At 42.1% G+C, this 16,989-nt stretch carries 19 protein-coding genes and 1 pseudogene; 14 read left to right on the top strand and 6 right to left on the bottom strand.

Going from position 1 to position 16,989, the window contains the following annotated elements:
• Positions 1–7: 7 nt before the first annotated feature.
• A complete protein-coding gene (locus C5695_RS16135) occupies positions 8–643 on the bottom strand; it encodes a YhcN/YlaJ family sporulation lipoprotein (protein ID WP_034659879.1) in 636 nt (211 codons plus the stop codon).
• A gap of 120 nt (positions 644–763) precedes the next feature.
• On the opposite strand from C5695_RS16135, the gene C5695_RS16130 reads away from it, so the two are divergent.
• From C5695_RS16130 to C5695_RS16120, 3 genes are read left to right on the top strand one after another with little or no spacing between them, the layout of a single operon-like run.
• The gene (locus C5695_RS16130) at positions 764–1,039 is read left to right on the top strand and encodes a YutD family protein (RefSeq protein ID WP_008346837.1); all 276 of its coding nucleotides are present in this window, start codon (positions 764–766) and stop codon (positions 1,037–1,039) included.
• A gap of 19 nt (positions 1,040–1,058) precedes the next feature.
• Positions 1,059–1,493 carry a DUF86 domain-containing protein gene (locus C5695_RS16125; RefSeq protein WP_117731572.1) on the top strand — a complete coding sequence of 145 codons (435 nt, stop codon included), beginning with the start codon at positions 1,059–1,061 and terminating at the stop codon, positions 1,491–1,493.
• An 18-nt stretch (positions 1,494–1,511) separates the two neighbouring features.
• On the top strand, positions 1,512–2,285 hold the full coding sequence (locus tag C5695_RS16120; RefSeq protein WP_117733158.1) for a TIGR01457 family HAD-type hydrolase: 774 nt from the start codon (positions 1,512–1,514) through the stop codon (positions 2,283–2,285).
• Between the two features lie 42 nt (positions 2,286–2,327).
• Here C5695_RS16120 and C5695_RS16115 read toward each other — a convergent pair whose 3' ends face one another.
• Entirely contained in the window at positions 2,328–2,828 is a 501-nt protein-coding gene (locus C5695_RS16115) for a phosphatidylglycerophosphatase A family protein (protein WP_117731571.1), read from the bottom strand.
• A gap of 114 nt (positions 2,829–2,942) precedes the next feature.
• Here C5695_RS16115 and yutH point away from each other — a divergent pair, with 114 nt between their 5' ends.
• The 6 genes from yutH to C5695_RS16085 all read left to right on the top strand — a co-directional run bounded on the left by yutH (position 2,943) and on the right by C5695_RS16085 (position 10,699).
• Positions 2,943–3,971 carry a spore coat putative kinase YutH gene (gene yutH, locus C5695_RS16110; RefSeq protein ID WP_117731570.1) on the top strand — a complete coding sequence of 343 codons (1,029 nt, stop codon included), beginning with the start codon at positions 2,943–2,945 and terminating at the stop codon, positions 3,969–3,971.
• An 85-nt stretch (positions 3,972–4,056) separates the two neighbouring features.
• Positions 4,057–5,028 carry a 2-hydroxyacid dehydrogenase gene (locus C5695_RS16105; protein WP_117731569.1) on the top strand — a complete coding sequence of 324 codons (972 nt, stop codon included), beginning with the start codon at positions 4,057–4,059 and terminating at the stop codon, positions 5,026–5,028.
• A gap of 305 nt (positions 5,029–5,333) precedes the next feature.
• Entirely contained in the window at positions 5,334–6,635 is a 1,302-nt protein-coding gene (locus tag C5695_RS16100; protein ID WP_117731568.1) for a homoserine dehydrogenase, read from the top strand.
• On the top strand, positions 6,635–7,696 hold the full coding sequence (gene thrC, locus C5695_RS16095; protein ID WP_117731567.1) for a threonine synthase: 1,062 nt from the start codon (positions 6,635–6,637) through the stop codon (positions 7,694–7,696). The genes C5695_RS16100 and thrC overlap by 1 nt, the downstream gene beginning before the upstream one ends.
• On the top strand, positions 7,693–8,625 hold the full coding sequence (thrB, locus tag C5695_RS16090; protein WP_117731566.1) for a homoserine kinase: 933 nt from the start codon (positions 7,693–7,695) through the stop codon (positions 8,623–8,625). Before thrC ends, thrB begins: the two co-directional genes overlap by 4 nt.
• Positions 8,626–8,728: 103 nt before the next feature.
• The gene (locus C5695_RS16085; protein ID WP_117731565.1) at positions 8,729–10,699 is read left to right on the top strand and encodes an alpha/beta hydrolase family protein; all 1,971 of its coding nucleotides are present in this window, start codon (positions 8,729–8,731) and stop codon (positions 10,697–10,699) included.
• A gap of 48 nt (positions 10,700–10,747) precedes the next feature.
• Here C5695_RS16085 and C5695_RS16080 read toward each other — a convergent pair.
• Positions 10,748–11,047, bottom strand: a pseudogene (locus tag C5695_RS16080) (NifU family protein).
• 121 nt (positions 11,048–11,168) lie between these two features.
• Here C5695_RS16080 and C5695_RS16075 point away from each other — a divergent pair.
• Complete coding sequence (locus C5695_RS16075; protein WP_117731564.1) at positions 11,169–11,498, top strand: YuzD family protein; 330 nt, start codon at positions 11,169–11,171, stop codon at positions 11,496–11,498.
• Positions 11,499–11,599: 101 nt separating this feature from the next.
• Complete coding sequence (locus C5695_RS16070) at positions 11,600–11,830, top strand: hypothetical protein (RefSeq protein WP_058013767.1); 231 nt, start codon at positions 11,600–11,602, stop codon at positions 11,828–11,830.
• 49 nt (positions 11,831–11,879) lie between these two features.
• Here C5695_RS16070 and C5695_RS16065 read toward each other — a convergent pair whose 3' ends face one another.
• A complete protein-coding gene (locus C5695_RS16065; protein WP_117731563.1) occupies positions 11,880–12,947 on the bottom strand; it encodes an NAD(P)/FAD-dependent oxidoreductase in 1,068 nt (355 codons plus the stop codon).
• Between the two features lie 255 nt (positions 12,948–13,202).
• Here C5695_RS16065 and C5695_RS16060 point away from each other — a divergent pair, with 255 nt between their 5' ends.
• The 3 genes from C5695_RS16060 (at position 13,203) to erpA (ending at position 15,000) form a co-directional block, all read left to right on the top strand.
• Positions 13,203–13,439: a YuzB family protein gene (locus tag C5695_RS16060; protein WP_117731562.1), complete on the top strand. Its 237-nt coding sequence runs from the start codon at positions 13,203–13,205 to the stop codon at positions 13,437–13,439.
• Positions 13,440–13,709: 270 nt separating this feature from the next.
• Positions 13,710–14,564, top strand: coding sequence for a diaminopimelate epimerase (gene dapF / locus C5695_RS16055; RefSeq protein WP_117731561.1), 855 nt, complete (start codon positions 13,710–13,712; stop codon positions 14,562–14,564).
• A 73-nt stretch (positions 14,565–14,637) separates the two neighbouring features.
• A complete protein-coding gene (gene erpA / locus C5695_RS16050; protein WP_017358921.1) occupies positions 14,638–15,000 on the top strand; it encodes an iron-sulfur cluster insertion protein ErpA in 363 nt (120 codons plus the stop codon).
• A gap of 242 nt (positions 15,001–15,242) precedes the next feature.
• Here erpA and C5695_RS16045 read toward each other — a convergent pair whose 3' ends face one another.
• Complete coding sequence (locus C5695_RS16045) at positions 15,243–16,139, bottom strand: DUF2268 domain-containing putative Zn-dependent protease (protein WP_117731560.1); 897 nt, start codon at positions 16,137–16,139, stop codon at positions 15,243–15,245.
• Positions 16,123–16,890 carry a MerR family transcriptional regulator gene (locus tag C5695_RS16040; RefSeq protein WP_187441865.1) on the bottom strand — a complete coding sequence of 256 codons (768 nt, stop codon included), beginning with the start codon at positions 16,888–16,890 and terminating at the stop codon, positions 16,123–16,125. The genes C5695_RS16045 and C5695_RS16040 overlap by 17 nt, the downstream gene beginning before the upstream one ends.
• Between the last annotated feature and the right edge of the window lie 99 nt (positions 16,891–16,989).

The following is a 16,989-nucleotide window of genomic DNA, read 5'->3' as shown; positions in this document are numbered from 1 at the left end:
TCTCATATTAATTTTGACCGTAAGGGGCATTTCTTCTCATAGTACGATCAGAATTCGTCATGCCATTTGCATCTTCTTTCGTTGAAATATCTCCGCCTTGAGGAGAATATTTCATTTGTTGAATCGTTTTGGTTAAGATTTGATCAAAATCACGTGAATTGGTTTGAAGACGTGAAAAATTGGCAATGGATTGAAAGTGCTCTGGATTATCAGAGACGTATACATGATAATAACGAGGGAGTACAGAAACCGCTGTTTTCTTTACTTGATCGGCAGATTCATCCCGGTTTTTGTTGCCTGTGCGATACACAATGAGTGCATCCTCATCTGTCACCAGTGTGGCTGCATCTTTGATGTTTGGCAGCTGCACGGTTAAACTTGTAATGACGTGGGCAAGATGCTCACGATTTAAAGCAGGGGTTCTTTCTTTCTGATCCGTTACTTGCTGGCGCTGATAACGAACATACCCTGCTCTGTTTGTGTCTGCTTCTGGCATGTTGGAATTATTTCCTTCATGACGATCCGACAGACGGATGGTTTTACTTGAAGAATCTTCATCTACTTGCCGGTTCATACCTGATTGAAAGCCGCATCCGCCTAAAAGCATGCTGAGGAGAATGGCGGCTGTCAGTTGTTTCTTCATAAATGTGACCTCCTTTTTCCTTTAGCTTCGGCTAAATCGGAAAAAACATGCTTTAGCAATTGATGGAGTTCTTCCAATGAATTATCATTAAAGATGGATCGTTTAAAAAGAGGTGAGAAGATGATCGTCATTCAGAATGCTACCTTTGATCTTGTAAGAGAGATCAAAGACGGTTTTGATGAAGAAGCGTTTAAAGCAAGGTACTCAGATATTTTAAATAAGTATGATTATATTGTGGGGGACTGGGGCTACAATCAGCTGAGGCTGAAGGGGTTCTTTGATGACCAAAACCAAAAGGCCACATTTGATACAAAAATCAGCACACTCGATGAATACATTTATGAATACTGTAATTTTGGCTGTGCCTATTTTGTCTTAAAACGAATCAGAAAATAACGCAAAGGGGAGCGTCATGATGTATTTCGTGGACAGAAAAAAAATAGAAGAGACATTACGTTTTTTCGAGGAGCAATATGAGTTGATGCGCAGTCATCAAACATGGACAAGTCCTCTAGAGAAAAAAGCGCTCGAACGAATTGTTCATTTGCTCGTCGAATGTATTCTTGATACGGGAAATGACATGATTGATGGCTTTATTATGCGTGATCCAGGAAGCTATGATGACATCATGGATATTCTTGTTGATGAAAAGGTTGTACCAGAAGAGGAAGGCGGTCAGCTGAAAAAGCTTGTTTCATGCCGTAAAACACTTGTGCAGCAATACCAGGAAGTAGTTCATCATGATTTGTTGCAGGTGATTAGTGAGGTAGAGCAGGCACTACAGGTTTTCCCAAACCGTATCCGTACCTACTTGGAGCAGGAGCTTGGCCCAGTATCAGCGTTTAAATAATCCATTGGAGTTGTGAGCATCATGAAATACAAAGGCTATTTAATTGATTTAGACGGAACAATGTATGAAGGAACAGAAAAGATTGAAGAAGCAGGTCAATTTGTTCAAAAGTTAAATGAGCTAAACATTCCCTACTTGTTTGTCACGAATAACTCATCACGTACACCAAAGCAGGTAGCGGAAAAACTTGTTTCATTCGATATCCCAGCAACTGAAGAACAAGTCTTTACAACAAGTATGGCGACGGCCAATTATATTGCCGAACAAAAGAAAGACGCGTCTGTTTACGTCATCGGTGAAGAAGGAATCAAGCAGGCCATTGAAGAAAAAGGGCTGAAGTTCGGTCAAGAAGACGCTGATTTCGTTGTTGTTGGAATTGATCGTAGTATCACGTATGAAAAACTTGCAGTAGGTGCAATTGCCATCCGGCAAGGTGCACAATTTGTCTCAACAAATGGAGACATTGCCATTCCAACAGAAAGAGGGCTTTTGCCAGGGAACGGTTCGTTAACATCCGTATTGACCGTCACCACTACGGTTCAGCCAACGTTTATCGGGAAGCCAGAATCCATCATCATGGAACAAGCCATGCGGGTGCTCGGCACGGATGTGTCTGAGACGCTCATGGTGGGCGATAACTATGATACGGATATTATGGCAGGGATGAATGCAGGAATGGACACATTACTCGTTCATACTGGTGTGACGACAAAAGAGCTGCTTCAGCAATATGAAAAGCAGCCAACCTATGTCATTGATTCGTTATCTGACTGGATCGAGCGATTATCATAAAAAAAAGAGGACAAGCGTTACACGCGCGTCCTCTTTTTTGCTTTATTCCGAATTTCTGGAACTATGTGCCAGCCTGCTTGAGGCAGCGGCAGCAATGGCGCCGACGATGTCATCTAAAAAGGTGTGACACTCGCCAGTGGATTTATCGTTCAGTTTCCCAAGAATCCCTGGTTTTTCTTTATCGATATATCCGTAATTTGTAAAGCCGATTGAACCATAAATATTAACAATAGCAAAGGAAAGAATTTCATCGACACCATACAGGCTTTCGTCTGTTTCAAGAATGGATTGCAGCGGCTCGGTCAGCTTTTTTTGCTCGGCCAGTACGTCTAGTTCGATGCCTGTTAATATCGCATTTTGCACCTCACGCTTTGCGATGACACGCTCCACATTGTGGATGCACTCTGTCATGTCTAAGCCAGGATGATATTTTTCCTGTAAAAAATAGACAAGGTCTGCTATATCTTGAATGGTAACGCCTCGTTCTTGTAAACGGCGTCTTGCTGTTTTTTCTACTTCGTTCATCTCATGATGATGCGGCATATATTCCTCACCCAATCCTCGTAATTTGTCCACAACGTGTAAAAAGCTTCGGATAGTAAATAGTATTCATAATTCTTTCAACCTGCGACTACGATATGATAAGAGATGGATCATATGAACGCAGGTGAAAAGATGAAAGAAACCATTTATCACACATTTGGTATTGATGTTCGTCAATTTATGCCATATGGCCATTATCAGAGCTTTCAAACGTCGAAGGCTCTATTCCTTATTGTCCCTGTGGCTCATTTGCGAGAAGAAGAACTCACAGAGCTGTATCATATCAGTCAGTATTTACTGAATGCGGGAGACCCATACGTTGCCGTGTTTGAATTAACAAATGAAGAGAAGCCTACCTTTACTCATGGAAAGGAACAGTACGCTTTATTTAAAGCAGCACCGCCGATAACAAGCCGCACGTTTCAAAAAGCGTCAGAGCTGGCGTCATTTCATGTCAGAGGAAGAGGATTCCCGTACGAGGTATCTGAAACAAAGCGTGTGGGAGCCTGGAAGGAATTGTGGGCAAAACGGTTAGATCAGCTTGAAGGCTTTTGGATGCAGCAAATGCACCAAAAACCACTGGAACGATTTGAAAAAAAATTCATCGAATCCTTTCCGTATTATCTAGGGTTAACGGAAAATGCCATTCAATATTTAGTGGATACTGAGCTTGATGATGAGCCGAAGGAATGTGACTCAGGCACTGTCTGTCATCAGCGCTTTTCACGGATGACCTGGCCGCATGAGCAACCGCTCCGTTTACCTGTGGATTGGGTCTTTGATCATCCAACCCGGGACATTGCCGAATACTTAAGAGAAACCTTTGTCCAGCACAAGGAAGATTTAATTGAAGAAGGCTTCTCCTTTCTTCAGCAATATGAACAGGTGACACCTCTATCTTCCTTTTCTAAGCGTTTGTTATACAGTCGCTTGTTGTTCCCGCTTCATTATTTTGAGATCGTGGAAGGCTACTATATGTCGGGAGAAAATGAAAAATCATATTATGAAGAACGGCTAGATTACGTCTTAAATGATGCCAATCGCTATGAATACTTTCTGAAGGTCTTTCAAGAAATGAGTGCGATGCGAAGCGGCGAGAGCCTGATTCCGACTGTAGGCTGGATCACAGATTCACTGATTTGAAGTTTCCGTGAACAAACGAAACGTCTCTTTTCTCTTGAGGCGTTTTTCGTTATGCTTAAAGAAATCAATCAAAGGAGTGTTCTTCTTGACGAAACCCTATGTCTATATCACAAGAAAGCTGGATGAAGCATCACTTACACCACTAAAAGAAGTCGCTCATATTGAGATGTGGCTGAGCGAGGATGAGCCATGTCCACGAGAAGAGTTAGAAAAACAAGCTGCGAAAGCGGATGCTCTTCTCACCATGCTGTCAGATCAAGTAGATGAAGCCCTTTTATCAAAGGCCCCACATGTTCAGGTGATCGCAAACCTTGCTGTCGGCTATGACAATATTGATCTTAAAGCGGCTGAAAAGCGCAATATCACCATTTGTCATACGCCTGATGTATTAACAGAATCCACAGCTGATCTAGCCTTTGCCCTTTTGATGGCGTCAGCTAGACGGATTGTTGAGGCGAGTGAGTGGGTGAAGGAAGGACATTGGACAGGCTGGGGACCGCTTCTTCTTGCAGGTGCTGATGTTCATCACAAAACTCTTGGGATTGTCGGAATGGGGAGCATCGGAACAGCGCTTGCCAAGCGGGCAGCAGGCTTTGACATGAAGGTGCTGTACCATAACCGGTCAAGAAAGCCAGAGACAGAAGCGCAGCTCGGTGTGACCTATGCGGCTTTTGAAGAATTGCTTACGCAGTCTGATTTCGTCGTCTGTCTGACCCCTTTAACCCCGGAAACGAAAGACATGTTTAACGAAAAAGCATTTGATTTGATGAAGAACTCAGCTTATTTGATTAATGTATCAAGAGGACAGACTGTGGATGAGGATGCTTTGTATGAGGCGGTCACGACTGGGAAAATTGCCGGTGCCGGTCTGGATGTATTTAGACAGGAGCCTGTCAGCCCCTCTCATCCGTTAACAACATTACCTAACGTCACGGTTCTCCCTCATATTGGCAGTGCAAGTGTCGAAACGCGAAAAATGATGATGCGTTTGTGTGCTGAAAATATTGCGCTCGTCTTACAAGGTCAGCAAGCCAAAACGCCGGTTTGTTCATCATAAAAGGCTCCTTAAGCTCAGCGTGTAGACAAACCTTCGCATTCGCTCGCAGTCCTGCGCTCCGGTGCTCACGAATGTTCAATTCGTTTGGGCTCCCTAAGTTTCGGGAGCTTTTCTGACAAAAATATTTTGAAAATATAGAATCTTGATGTAAATAGCTGTTAAGCGGTTTCATTCTGACAATCTCTTATTTTATTGTCTTGTCAAAATGAGGATACCCCTTTATAATGTGTTTACATTGAATGTCTGTGTTAGGTTAACAAATGTCTTTTTAGAGAGGACATTTACGGAGAAAGGTGGAATTTCAGGTGAAGGCAATTCGAGTTGGACTACTAGGATTAGGAACAGTGGGGAGCGGTGTCGTCAAGATTATCCAAGATCATCAGGATAAATTAATGCACCAGATCGGCTGTCCAGTATTAATACAAAAAGTACTTGTCAGCAATCCCGATAAAAAGCGAGATGTGGATGTGGCAAGAGAGGTCTTCACAACTGAAGTATACGATGTGATTAGAGATCCAGAGGTCGATGTCATTATTGAAGTGATGGGCGGCATTGAAGAGACAAAGCAATATTTAACAGATGCGTTAAATGAAAAGAAGCATGTCATTACCGCCAATAAAGATTTAATGGCACTTTACGGAACAGAGCTTTTACATGTGGCGAAAGAAAATGGCTGCGATCTTTATTATGAAGCAAGTGTCGCTGGAGGAATTCCGATTCTGCGTACGCTGGAGGAAGGATTGGCTTCTGATCGCATCACCAAGATGATGGGGATTGTGAACGGCACAACGAATTTTATTTTAACGAAAATGAACGTCGATAAAAGCGCATATGAAGATGTCTTAAAGGAAGCACAAGATCTTGGCTTTGCAGAAGCAGACCCGACAGCTGATGTCGAAGGATTGGATGCGGCTAGGAAAATGGCAATTCTAGCAAGACTCGGTTTTTCCATGAATGTGGATTTAGCAGATGTGAAAGTCAAAGGCATCTCCAACATTTCTGATGAAGACATTAATTTCAGTAAACGATTTGGCTACACGATGAAGCTGATCGGAATTGCCCAGCGGGACGGAGAGAAAGTGGAAGTCAGCGTCCAGCCAACCTTACTCCCTGATCATCATCCGTTATCATCGGTCAACAATGAATTCAATGCGGTGTATGTCTATGGAAGTGCTGTAGGAGAAACGATGTTTTACGGTCCTGGAGCAGGAAGTCTGCCAACGGCAACAGCTGTTGTATCAGACCTAGTCGCAGTGATGAAAAACATGCGTCTTGGTGTGAACGGAAGCGGATTTATCGCACCGCAGTTTGAGAAAAAGATCAAATCATCATCGGAAGTATTTGCTCAGCAATTTTTAAGAATTCATGTTAGAGATCAAGTCGGGGCATTCTCCCGCATTACATCTATTTTTTCTGAAAGAGGCATCAGCTTTGAAAAGATCCTTCAGCTTCCTGTGAAAGGGCACGATGAGCTGGCTGAAATTGTGATCATTACACACCAGACGTCAGAAGAAGATTTCACAAATATCCTGCAAAAATTAAACGATCTCGATGTGGTGGTTCAAGTGAAGAGCACATACCGAGTAGAAGGGAACGGTTTAAGCTGATGAAGTGGAATGGACTTATTGAAGAATTCCAAGAATTCTTGCCAGTAAACGAATCAACACCAAAACTAACATTAAATGAAGGAAATACACCGCTAATCCACCTTGCCAAGCTTTCAGAAAAGCTTGGGATTGAGCTCCACGTGAAAACAGAAGGCGTCAATCCAACTGGCTCTTTCAAGGACCGCGGGATGGTCATGGCTGTAGCGAAGGCGAAAGAAGAAGGCAATGATACGGTCATGTGTGCTTCGACAGGGAATACCTCTGCGGCGGCAGCAGCTTATGCAGCCCGTGCTGATATGAAATGTATTGTCATCATTCCAGACGGGAAAATTGCTTTCGGGAAGCTTGCACAGGCTGTGATGTATGGTGCAGAGATCATTGCCATTGACGGCAACTTTGATGATGCGCTGAAAATCGTCCGCAGCATCTGTGAAAAAGCGCCGATTGCCCTTGTTAACTCTGTCAATCCGTACAGAATTGAAGGACAAAAAACAGCGGCATTTGAAATCTGTGAGCAGCTAGGCTCTGCTCCTGACGTATTGGCGATTCCTGTTGGAAATGCGGGGAACATTACGGCCTACTGGAAAGGCTTCAAGGAATATCATGAGAAAAAAGGAACGGGACTGCCTGTTATGCGCGGCTTTGAAGCAGAAGGTGCAGCAGCGATCGTTCGAAATGAAGTGATTGAGCAGCCAGAAACCGTGGCAACAGCGATCAGAATCGGAAATCCAGCGAGCTGGAAACAAGCTGTGGCAGCGGCAGATGAATCAAACGGAAAGATTGATGAAGTGACAGATGAGGAAATTCTTCATGCGTATCAATTGATTGCACGTGAAGAAGGTGTGTTTGCAGAGCCTGGCTCATGTGCGTCTATCGCAGGTGTGTTGAAACAGGTGAAATCTGGAGAAATCAAGCCTGGCAGTAAAGTTGTTGCGGTATTAACAGGGAATGGATTGAAAGATCCGAATACGGCGATTGATATTTCACAAATCAAGCCGGTTACACTCGATGCAGATGAAGATCAAATTCTTGAACACTTAGAAAAGGCAGCACGCGTATGAGTGAAGCCTCCATGCTTTTTTCAATCACAGTACCGGGAAGCACTGCCAATTTAGGACCAGGCTTTGATTCAGTTGGAATGGCGCTCAGCCGCTATTTAAAGCTATCGGTCTATGACCATGATAGCTGGCTGTTTGAAGCAGAAACAGATGTCGTGTCTGGAATTCCATCAGGCACCGACAACCTGATTTATCAAACAGCCAAAAAGGTCGCAGATGACTTTGGAAAAACACTCCCGCCTGTTCATGTCAAAGTGTGGAGTGATATTCCATTGGCAAGGGGATTGGGTAGCAGTGCTGCTGCGATCGTTGCAGCCATTGAGCTAGCCAATCAGCTTCTCGAATTAAATATGACGGATGATCAGAAGCTCTTTTTTGCAAGTGAGGTAGAAGGTCATCCAGATAATGCGGGTGCCTCTTTATTCGGTGGTTTATTGATTGGTCTTCATGAAGAAGACAAGACACATGCCATCAAAGTACAGCATGTGGATGTAGACGTTGTTGTCGTGATTCCTTTTTATGAGGTGCTGACAAAGGATGCCCGTGATGTCCTGCCAGAGGATTTCTCTTATAAACATGCCGTCAGCGCAAGTGCTGTGAGCAACGTCCTTGTTGCCGCCTTAATGACGCAGAACTGGCCGCTTGTTGGAGAAATGATGAATAAGGATTTATTTCATCAGCCTTACCGCACAATGCTCGTTCCAGAGCTGTCGAAGGTTGAGCATGTCGCTTCGCTAAAAGGAGCGTATGGAACGGCTCTGAGTGGTGCTGGACCGACGATCTTAACTTTAGTTGAAAAAGGAAAGGGAGAAGCGCTGAAAGAACAGCTTGCCCAAAACTTCCCGCATTGCGAAGTAGATTTGCTGACAGTACCAGTAGAAGGTGTTGTCGTGGAGCATCATCCTGTCAATCAAGTAAAGAACGTGCTGTGAATATGCACGTTCTTTTTTTATGCTTGTTTTTAGAGGAAGAAGCAGGGATTATTATTTAGAGGATCGAACTATTTTTTTATGCATAAAAGGGGGAGATACATTCATGAAGAAAATGATGACAGCAGAAGACTTAACGAAGATTGTTTCTGTTTCTCATCCGGTTTATTCACCAGATGGAACTAAGGCAGTTTTTACAAAAGTCACGGTGAATGAGAAAAAAGACGATTACAACATCCATTTATGGGTGCGAGATGAAGAGACAGAGGAACTGTCACAATGGACATTTGAGGATGGAAAGCATCATCAGCCAGTTTGGTCAAAGGACGGCAGGCAGCTTGCCTTTATTTTGCAAAAGCCAAAGGAAATTCCTCAGTTAGCACTTATCCAGAGCCAAGGAGGCAGCATACGCACCTTAACGGCGATTCCATACGGGGTATCTCATCCTGTTTTTTCACCAGATGGTGCATTCATTTATGCAGCTGTATCAATGAAACCATCAGAAGCTGTTCATGATGAAAAAAAGGAAGAGCGAGATGATTTCGCTCCTGCGGTATATGATGATTTGACCTATAAAGCAGATGGCAGAGGTTTTTTAGATGGGCGTTTCACGCAGATTATTCAAGTCGATACCGATTCAGGAGAAGTAGAGGTGATCACAAGCGGTCAGCATCATCATGTGAATCACACGGTCTCTCCGTGCGGGAAATGGCTTGCCTATATTCAATCCAATCCTCAGACGCCTTACATAAGTGATGTGTGTCTCCTCTCGTTAGAGGATGGTACGATCAAGAAAATGACACAATCAACTGGCGCTTATTCCACTGTATCTTTTTCTCCAAATGGAGAGAGTCTTTTGTCCATTGGACATGAGCGTGAATTTCAAAATGCGACCTTCCCTTCATTATGGCTGTATGATTTGAAGGAAGAAAAAGTCGTTCAGCTGTCAGAAATGCTCGATATGTATGTAGGCAACTGTATGGCAGGGGATAGCATCATGGGCGAAGCTAGTCAGCTTCCGCAGTGGACAAAGGATAGCCAAGGATTTTATACGCTCGTTTCTGATCAAGGAAGTACAGGGATTTATTATGTCTCCATTGAAGGCTTAGCCTATCCTGTTCGATTAGAGGAAGAACATATCACAAATTTCAGCCTTCACCCTGATGAAGCTAAAATGCTTCTCAGCCGGCTCTCGCACGTTTCACCAAGTGAACTGTATGAACTAACATTAGGGGAGCAGGATTTAAAGCAAATCACGTTTGAGCATGATAGCTTTCTCAAGGAACATATCCTATCGGTACCAGAGCCATTTTCGTTTCGATCGAAAGAAGGCGACGAGGTGCACGGCTGGTTTATGAAGCCTTCCCAGATGGAAGCCGGGAAGACATATCCGCTCATCTTAGAGATTCATGGCGGACCGCATGCGATGTATGGTCATACGTACTTTCATGAATTTCAAATGCTCGCCGCTGAAGGCTATGCCGTCGTCTATATCAACCCTCATGGCAGTCATGGGTATGGACAGATGTTTACTAACCGTGTGAGAGGAAGTTATGGTGACGTTGATTATGAGGATGTCATGCAGGCTGTTGATCATGTGCTCAAAGCCTATGATTTCCTTGATGAAACAAGGCTTGGAGTGACAGGCGGCAGCTATGGAGGTTTCATGACCAACTGGATTGTCGGTCAGACGGGCCGCTTTCGTGCAGCTGTCACACAGCGGTCCATTTCAAACTGGATTAGCTTTTATGGCATCAGTGATATCGGTTATTTCTTTACAAGGTGGCAGATTGATGGAGATATTTATGATTCGGTCGATAAGCTATGGGATCGTTCGCCGCTAAAGTATGTGAAGCAAGTGAGCACGCCGCTCCTTATCTTGCACAGTGATGAAGATTATCGCTGCCCAGTCGATCAAGCAGAACAGCTTTTTGTGGCATTGAAGGAGCTTGGGAAAGACACAAGGCTTGTCAAATTCCCTAAGGCATCTCATGATTTATCCAGAAGCGGCCATCCCGGGCAGCGTATTCAAAGACTGAACTTCATGAAGGAATGGTTTAGAGAGAAGTTAAGCTAATCATGAAAAAAACGACCCAATTCGGGTCGTTTTCATGTCATATATGAATTAGAAAACCTGTTCAACTTCTACAACGCCAGGCACTTCTTCTAATAATGCGCGCTCGATACCGGCTTTCAATGTAATGGTTGAACTTGGGCAGCTGCCGCATGCACCAAGAAGACGTAATTTCACAATGCCATCTTCAATGTCTACAAGCTCACAGTCTCCACCATCACGTAATAGAAATGGACGAAGTTTGTCTAGTACTTCCTGTACTTGGTCTTTCATTTCGACTTCAGTCATTAGATACAATCGCTCCTTTCACAACATATCACCATTATATTCATCTGGACGATAAAAATCTATTGATTGGTTTCAAAGTTTCCTTCTCATTATAGCACAATCTCATCTTGAAACAAAAAGTGATTTTGACTTTTTTCATACAGAAAATTCAGCTAAAATAAAGAAAGAATAGGGGGCTTGTCAAATGAATCAAACCGTTGATCTTTATGTATATGGAAGAGATGTACTCTGTGCTAGCTGCGTGAATCTGCCTTCTTCAAAAGATACATTTGAGTGGTTAGATGCAGCATTAAAACGAAAATACCCGAATCAGCCGTTTCGCATCACATATATTGATATTGAGCACCCGCCAGAAAACGAACACCAAAAAGACCTATCTGAACGGATTCTTGATGATGAATTCTTTTATCCGCTTGTCTTAGTGGAGGATCAAATTGTTGGAGAAGGCAATCCAAAGTTAAAAGACATTTATCAAGAAATGGAGAAATACGGATACAAGGAGAGCAGTGAATAAGCTGTTCTTTTTTTTGAGAAAATAAACAGAACAAACGTTCCTTTTTAGCTTGAAAAAGAACGTTTGTTCGATTATAATGAAGTGAAAGGAGTGTGAGCATCATGAATTATTTACTGAAGCAATCTCTTCATCAGCAAATACCGATTGAGATGATTTATATGAAGAAAAACGGAGAGTGCACGAAGCGCAAAATCATTGTCCATCGTCAAACGGACCAGCTCATCCAAGCGTATTGTTTATCAAAGAAGACGATGAGAACATTTCGTAAAGATTGCATCCTTGCCCTTGCTCCGATCAAATTAACCCGTTCATCGGCACATGCCGTTTCATAAAAAAAGCTCCCTCATCATAAAGGAGCTTTGAGAAAAAATTCACATGATGTTAGCCATTGTGATGCTTGTACATCCAAAGGAGTCCAGATTTTAGAAGTCTTGGGACACGGCCAACAAGTGGACGATCTGCTACTAAGCCAAAGCCGGATTTTTTCCCTAAAGATCCTAAGACCCCTTTTAGCTTAAACTGAGGATAAGCTTCAGGAAGCGGCTCATTTTTCCAGCGTTTTTGCAGAGATTGAACAATTTGTTCTGCCTGCGCCTCGGCAAGCTGTGCACTTGGGGCATGCGGCAAGCTTGCGCAGTCACCCACGACATAGACATGCTCATTCCCAGGGAGATTGTGATGAGGTGTTAATACGACGCGACCTTGCGCATCTTTTTCAACATCCATCTCTCGTACCACTTTGCTTGGTTGAATGCCTGCTGTCCACACGACGACCTCTGCTTCAATAGCGTCATCATGGTTGTACACAACACCTTCTTCAACCTTCGTGATATTGGCACAGTTAATAATCTTGACATCATTTTCTTCAAACCACTTTTGCACATATAAACTTAATCTTTTTGGGAAGCTTGATAGAATCAGCTCTCCGCGGTCAAAAAGAATAATGTTTAAATCAGAACGGCTTTCTCTTAGTTCACTGGCCAGCTCTACCCCGCTAAGTCCAGCACCGACAATGCCAACCGTTGCACCTGCGCTCAAATTGTTTAATTTGTTATACGCATGCCTTGACTGATCAATGGTTTGAATGCTGTATGTATGTTCTTTCGCACCAGGGACATTGTGATACTTGTCCTCACAGCCGAGTCCAATCACCGTATCATCATACGGAATAGGTTCACGGTCACTGAATAAGATCTGTTTGTGTTCAATATCAATTTTTTCTACTTCCCCGTATTGAATATCGAGCTTCGGATGCTCTGGAAAAGATACTCGAATGTGATGATCAGAGATCGTTCCAGCAGCGAGTGCATAATATTCTGTTTTTAAACAGTGGTAAGGATTTCGATCAATTAATGTGATAGTAACATCATCAGGTAATTGATTTGGCAATAAGCGGTGGAGAACCCGCATATTCCCGTAACCTCCGCCGATCAAGACTAAATTTTTCATGACGATTCTCCTTTTCCCCGTAGACATTGAAAAACACTTATACTAAAAAACTTTAAGTTAAAATACCAAATAAAATTATATCGAATTTACTGTGAAACCACAATAATTGTTTCAAAATAACCTACATATTCATTAGTTAGTCCTAAATAGTAAAACATTTTACGAGGAATAGGCGTAACGATACAGGTGAAGCTCATGTTTTGACTAATAGAAGGAATTTCGGTAGGATGGTAAAGCAATGTGAGGTGAAGCAAAGTGTTCCCACTGATTGAATTTTGTGTAAGCAATCTTGCACAAGGGTCGCAAGAAGCAAAAGAGAAGCTTGAAAAAGACCCAAACCTAGACGTTATGGAATACGGCTGTTTAAGCTACTGCGGCAAATGTATGGACTCCCCATTTGCACTCGTGAATGGAGAATTTGTTTCCGGAGAAAATCCAGAGCAGCTTGTCGAGCGTATTTATGCTTTTATAGAGGAAAATGAGATGTTTTAAATGCACCACATGAGTCATGAGGTGCATTTTTTTCATACTTTTAGCTTCCATTTTTAAGGAGAACGAATAGAAAGCGCATCCAATATGTTATGCTAATAAAATATCTTCAAAATGAAGCATTACACGAAAGAAAAGGAGGCATATGCATAATAAAAGCCCTTTGCCATGGCAGCAAAGAGCTTTTATGTATGAAAAACGGGGGATGATAAGATTGTCTCCTGAACCGACTCCTTTTATACTATAAAGAAACAACATTTTTGGAGGAAGCTCATGACATCATTTCAATTCACGAAAATGCACGGGTTAGGAAATAATTATATATATGTCAATCAAATGAAGGAACAGCTTCCAGAAGAGCAGCTATCAGAGATCGCGATCCGAGTTTCTACTGTTTACACAGGAATCGGTTCAGACGGAATGATCCTTATTTGTCCATCAGATGTTGCACCTGTGAAAATGCGTATTTTCAACAATGATGGATCAGAGGGGAAAAACTGCGGCAACGGTTTGCGCTGCGTCGCAAAATATGTGTATGAGCATCAAATCGTCAAAGACACAACGTTCCAGATTGAGACATTGTCAGGACTCGTTGAAGCGACCGTTCATGTGCAGAATGGCCACGTACATTTAGTGACAGTAGATATGGGAAAACCTCGTTTTGAAAAAGAAGCGATGCCGATGCTTGGTGGGCCGGGCAGCACCACGATTAATGAACCGCTTGATTTTGGCACGGCGACCTTAAATGGAACGGCTGTTTCAATGGGGAATCCGCACATCGTTTTTTATCTAGAGGACATTGAAAAGGCACCACTTGGTACACTTGGGCCAATCATCGAGAAACATGACATGTTCCCAGAAGGTGTTAATGTAGAATTTGTAGAAGTGGTCAGTGAAACAGAACTGCATTTTCGCGTGTGGGAAAGAGGATCAGGGATTACGCAGGCCTGCGGAACGGGAGCTTGTGCGGCAGCTGTATCTACGATTGTGAATGGGCAGGCGAAAAAGGAAACGGATATGACGGTTCATTTAGCAGGCGGAGATCTCATCATTCGCTGGAAAGACAATGACCATGTACTCATGACAGGTCCTGCTGAAACGATTTGTGACGGCACATTTTATCTGTAAACCATTTATTTGAGAAAAGGCACCATCACGTTTATAATTGAAAAGAAACATCCAGTCAAAAGGAGGGATGATCATGAGTACACCAGTAACGATTACAGAAGCTGCTGCACTGCAGATTAAAGATATGATGAAAGAACATGAAGAAGAAAATGCGTTCCTACGAGTGGGCGTAAAAGGCGGCGGCTGCAGCGGTCTTTCATACGGCATGGGCTTTGACCATGAAGTCTCAGAGAAAGACACGCAGTTCGAGCAGCAAGGCATAAAGGTCCTTGTCGACTCCGAAAGCCTTGATATCATGAACGGCACCATCATTGATTTCAAACAATCACTAATGGGTGGCGGTTTCACCATCGATAACCCGAATGCGATTGCGTCATGCGGATGCGGTTCTTCTTTTAGAACAGCGACGAATACAGGTACGCCTGAAGAGTGTTAAAAGAGAACGCCTGATTTTCGTAAAATCAGTTAAGCTCCACGAATATTATTCGTGGAGCTTTTTGTTGTTCAAAAAAGACGCCAAATAAAATGGGTGTTTTAATAATTTTCTTCATAATATTCCGTTAATATAAAAGGAGGGGATAAAATAAATAATTTGATGGTTTGTATGATCCTGGTTAAGACAAAATAGGAAGCTCATCTAATTACTTAAGCCGCTGTAATGCCTTCTCATAAAAACAGTTATTTAGAAAAGAGTCCACAATTTCTAATGATTTCATCTGTGCTTAATAATGTGGCTTCTGCAATCTCTACATTATTCCTTTTCATAAAAGATTGTACAGCCTGATAACCTACTGCATAGCCTGCAAAGGGTGATAATCCGACAGGTTGATACCCTTGTTCTTTTGCAATTCTATCACCAAACATATAACTACTGACCTCAGCAAATCCTTTCGTATATATAGCGTCTTTCATCACTTCTTTTGAATATTCTAAGTCCTGTTGATCAAAAGAAGTGACCCAAGGTCCTAGCATCTTTTCACCATAAAGTTCTTTTGCGAATGATTCAGCTAAACCTTCTATAATCAAGTAATCTCCAACCGTTACGTTCCCGTAATCCCATTCAAAATAAGAAAAGCGAATATTATGGTGGAATTCATGCGCAATTAGAGCGGGGATTCTTGGAATGTTATAAGAGTTTGGATATATTGATACTTGGATAAATCCAGGAATTCCTCCAAACCCACAGTACCCTTTTTGTTGTTCTAGCTTTTTGGGATCTGCTAGGAATAGACCAAATTTCAATTCATCAGCATTTAAATGAAGATTGTGCTTTTTGATAAAATTCATACAATGGTTCAAGGTGGTATTTGCCGTTTGAAGAGCTTGAATTTCTTGTAGTTTTTTTAACGCCGGTTTCCCAGTTTGTGTATGTGAAATATCAAGATAGCCAAGCATGTTGGTTGCCATTATGACGTCATAGCCATTTTTCTGTTTAGCTTTTAACGGAACATTTATCATATTCCACATCTTTTCAAAAGGTTTCATCATGTTGTATCGGAAAAAATGTTCTTTATTTTCTGTCATTGAAAACAATTTTTCGTATTGATCGATTGTATCCTCAATTATGATGTTCATCGCTGGAACCTCTTTTCTGTTGAACAGCAAAGGCTTTCATCGCCTCACTCATGAATGAAGCTAAGCCCTCACCATATTGATCTATATTTTTTGTAAACCGTTCATCTTGAATATAAAGTTGACCTAATCCATAAAACGCCTCGAGGGAGTATTGAGTAAAGTGATTATTTAAAAAGTCATACCATTCTCTGATGGCGGCTTGTACCTCTTTGGATTGAGGAGCAAGATTGCGCAATGACGCTAGGTTATGAAAAATCCAATCCCATCTCACAGATAAATCATCTTGTTCCTCCTTGGACAATCGACTTAATTTGAAGTTCATGTTATCAATGGAGTGATTCCCCCAGCGACAGCGAGCTTCTTCCTCATATTCGTTGAATGTCATGTTCATTCCCTCGAACCTCTCTTTATTTGTCAGGTGGATTTCTCCTCTCATATGTTTTAGCGTCTTATCAATATTTTCAATCATTCTATCGAGTTTATTTCGTTTCTCCATCAACATTTTTCGTTGTAATATAAATGCTTCTTGTTTATCAAATGACGGATTATTTATGATTTCTTTTATTTCCTTTAAGTTAAATCCCAGTTCTCTGAAAAATAATATTTGCTGCAGTGTTTCAAGGTTTTCTTCTGAATAAAACCGGTAACCAGCTTCTGAGACTTCTTTTGGGGGCAACAAACCAATTTCATCATAATGATGAAGTGTACGAATACTAATATCAAACAATTCAGCGACTTCTTTTACTTTCATATTCAACACATCTCCTTGTGATATTCACTATAAAGTATGACGTTACGTGAGGGTCAATAGAGGGAGGGCAGTGATTAAAAATTCGTTTTGAATGAACTG

Origin of the sequence: Bacillus pumilus (assembly GCF_003431975.1) — a bacterium.
Classification (GTDB): Bacteria; Bacillota; Bacilli; order Bacillales; family Bacillaceae; genus Bacillus; species Bacillus pumilus_N.
Note: the sequence above shows the minus strand (reverse complement) of the source record. Positions and strands in the feature narration are given on the sequence as shown.

Coding starts and splice junctions, on each gene's coding strand:
- C5695_RS16130 (WP_008346837.1), top strand. CDS start 764: ATGATCGTCATTCAGAATGCTACCTTTGATCTTGTAAGAGAGATCAAA.
- C5695_RS16040 (WP_187441865.1), bottom strand. CDS start 16,890: ATGAAAGTAAAAGAAGTCGCTGAATTGTTTGATATTAGTATTCGTACA.
- C5695_RS16115 (WP_117731571.1), bottom strand. CDS start 2,828: ATGCCGCATCATCATGAGATGAACGAAGTAGAAAAAACAGCAAGACGC.
- C5695_RS16070 (WP_058013767.1), top strand. CDS start 11,600: ATGAATTATTTACTGAAGCAATCTCTTCATCAGCAAATACCGATTGAG.
- thrB (WP_117731566.1), top strand. CDS start 7,693: ATGAGTGAAGCCTCCATGCTTTTTTCAATCACAGTACCGGGAAGCACT.
- C5695_RS16085 (WP_117731565.1), top strand. CDS start 8,729: ATGAAGAAAATGATGACAGCAGAAGACTTAACGAAGATTGTTTCTGTT.
- dapF (WP_117731561.1), top strand. CDS start 13,710: ATGACATCATTTCAATTCACGAAAATGCACGGGTTAGGAAATAATTAT.
- C5695_RS16065 (WP_117731563.1), bottom strand. CDS start 12,947: ATGAAAAATTTAGTCTTGATCGGCGGAGGTTACGGGAATATGCGGGTT.
- C5695_RS16045 (WP_117731560.1), bottom strand. CDS start 16,139: ATGAACATCATAATTGAGGATACAATCGATCAATACGAAAAATTGTTT.
- C5695_RS16135 (WP_034659879.1), bottom strand. CDS start 643: ATGAAGAAACAACTGACAGCCGCCATTCTCCTCAGCATGCTTTTAGGC.
- C5695_RS16075 (WP_117731564.1), top strand. CDS start 11,169: ATGAATCAAACCGTTGATCTTTATGTATATGGAAGAGATGTACTCTGT.
- thrC (WP_117731567.1), top strand. CDS start 6,635: ATGAAGTGGAATGGACTTATTGAAGAATTCCAAGAATTCTTGCCAGTA.
- yutH (WP_117731570.1), top strand. CDS start 2,943: ATGAACGCAGGTGAAAAGATGAAAGAAACCATTTATCACACATTTGGT.
- C5695_RS16125 (WP_117731572.1), top strand. CDS start 1,059: ATGTATTTCGTGGACAGAAAAAAAATAGAAGAGACATTACGTTTTTTC.
- erpA (WP_017358921.1), top strand. CDS start 14,638: ATGAGTACACCAGTAACGATTACAGAAGCTGCTGCACTGCAGATTAAA.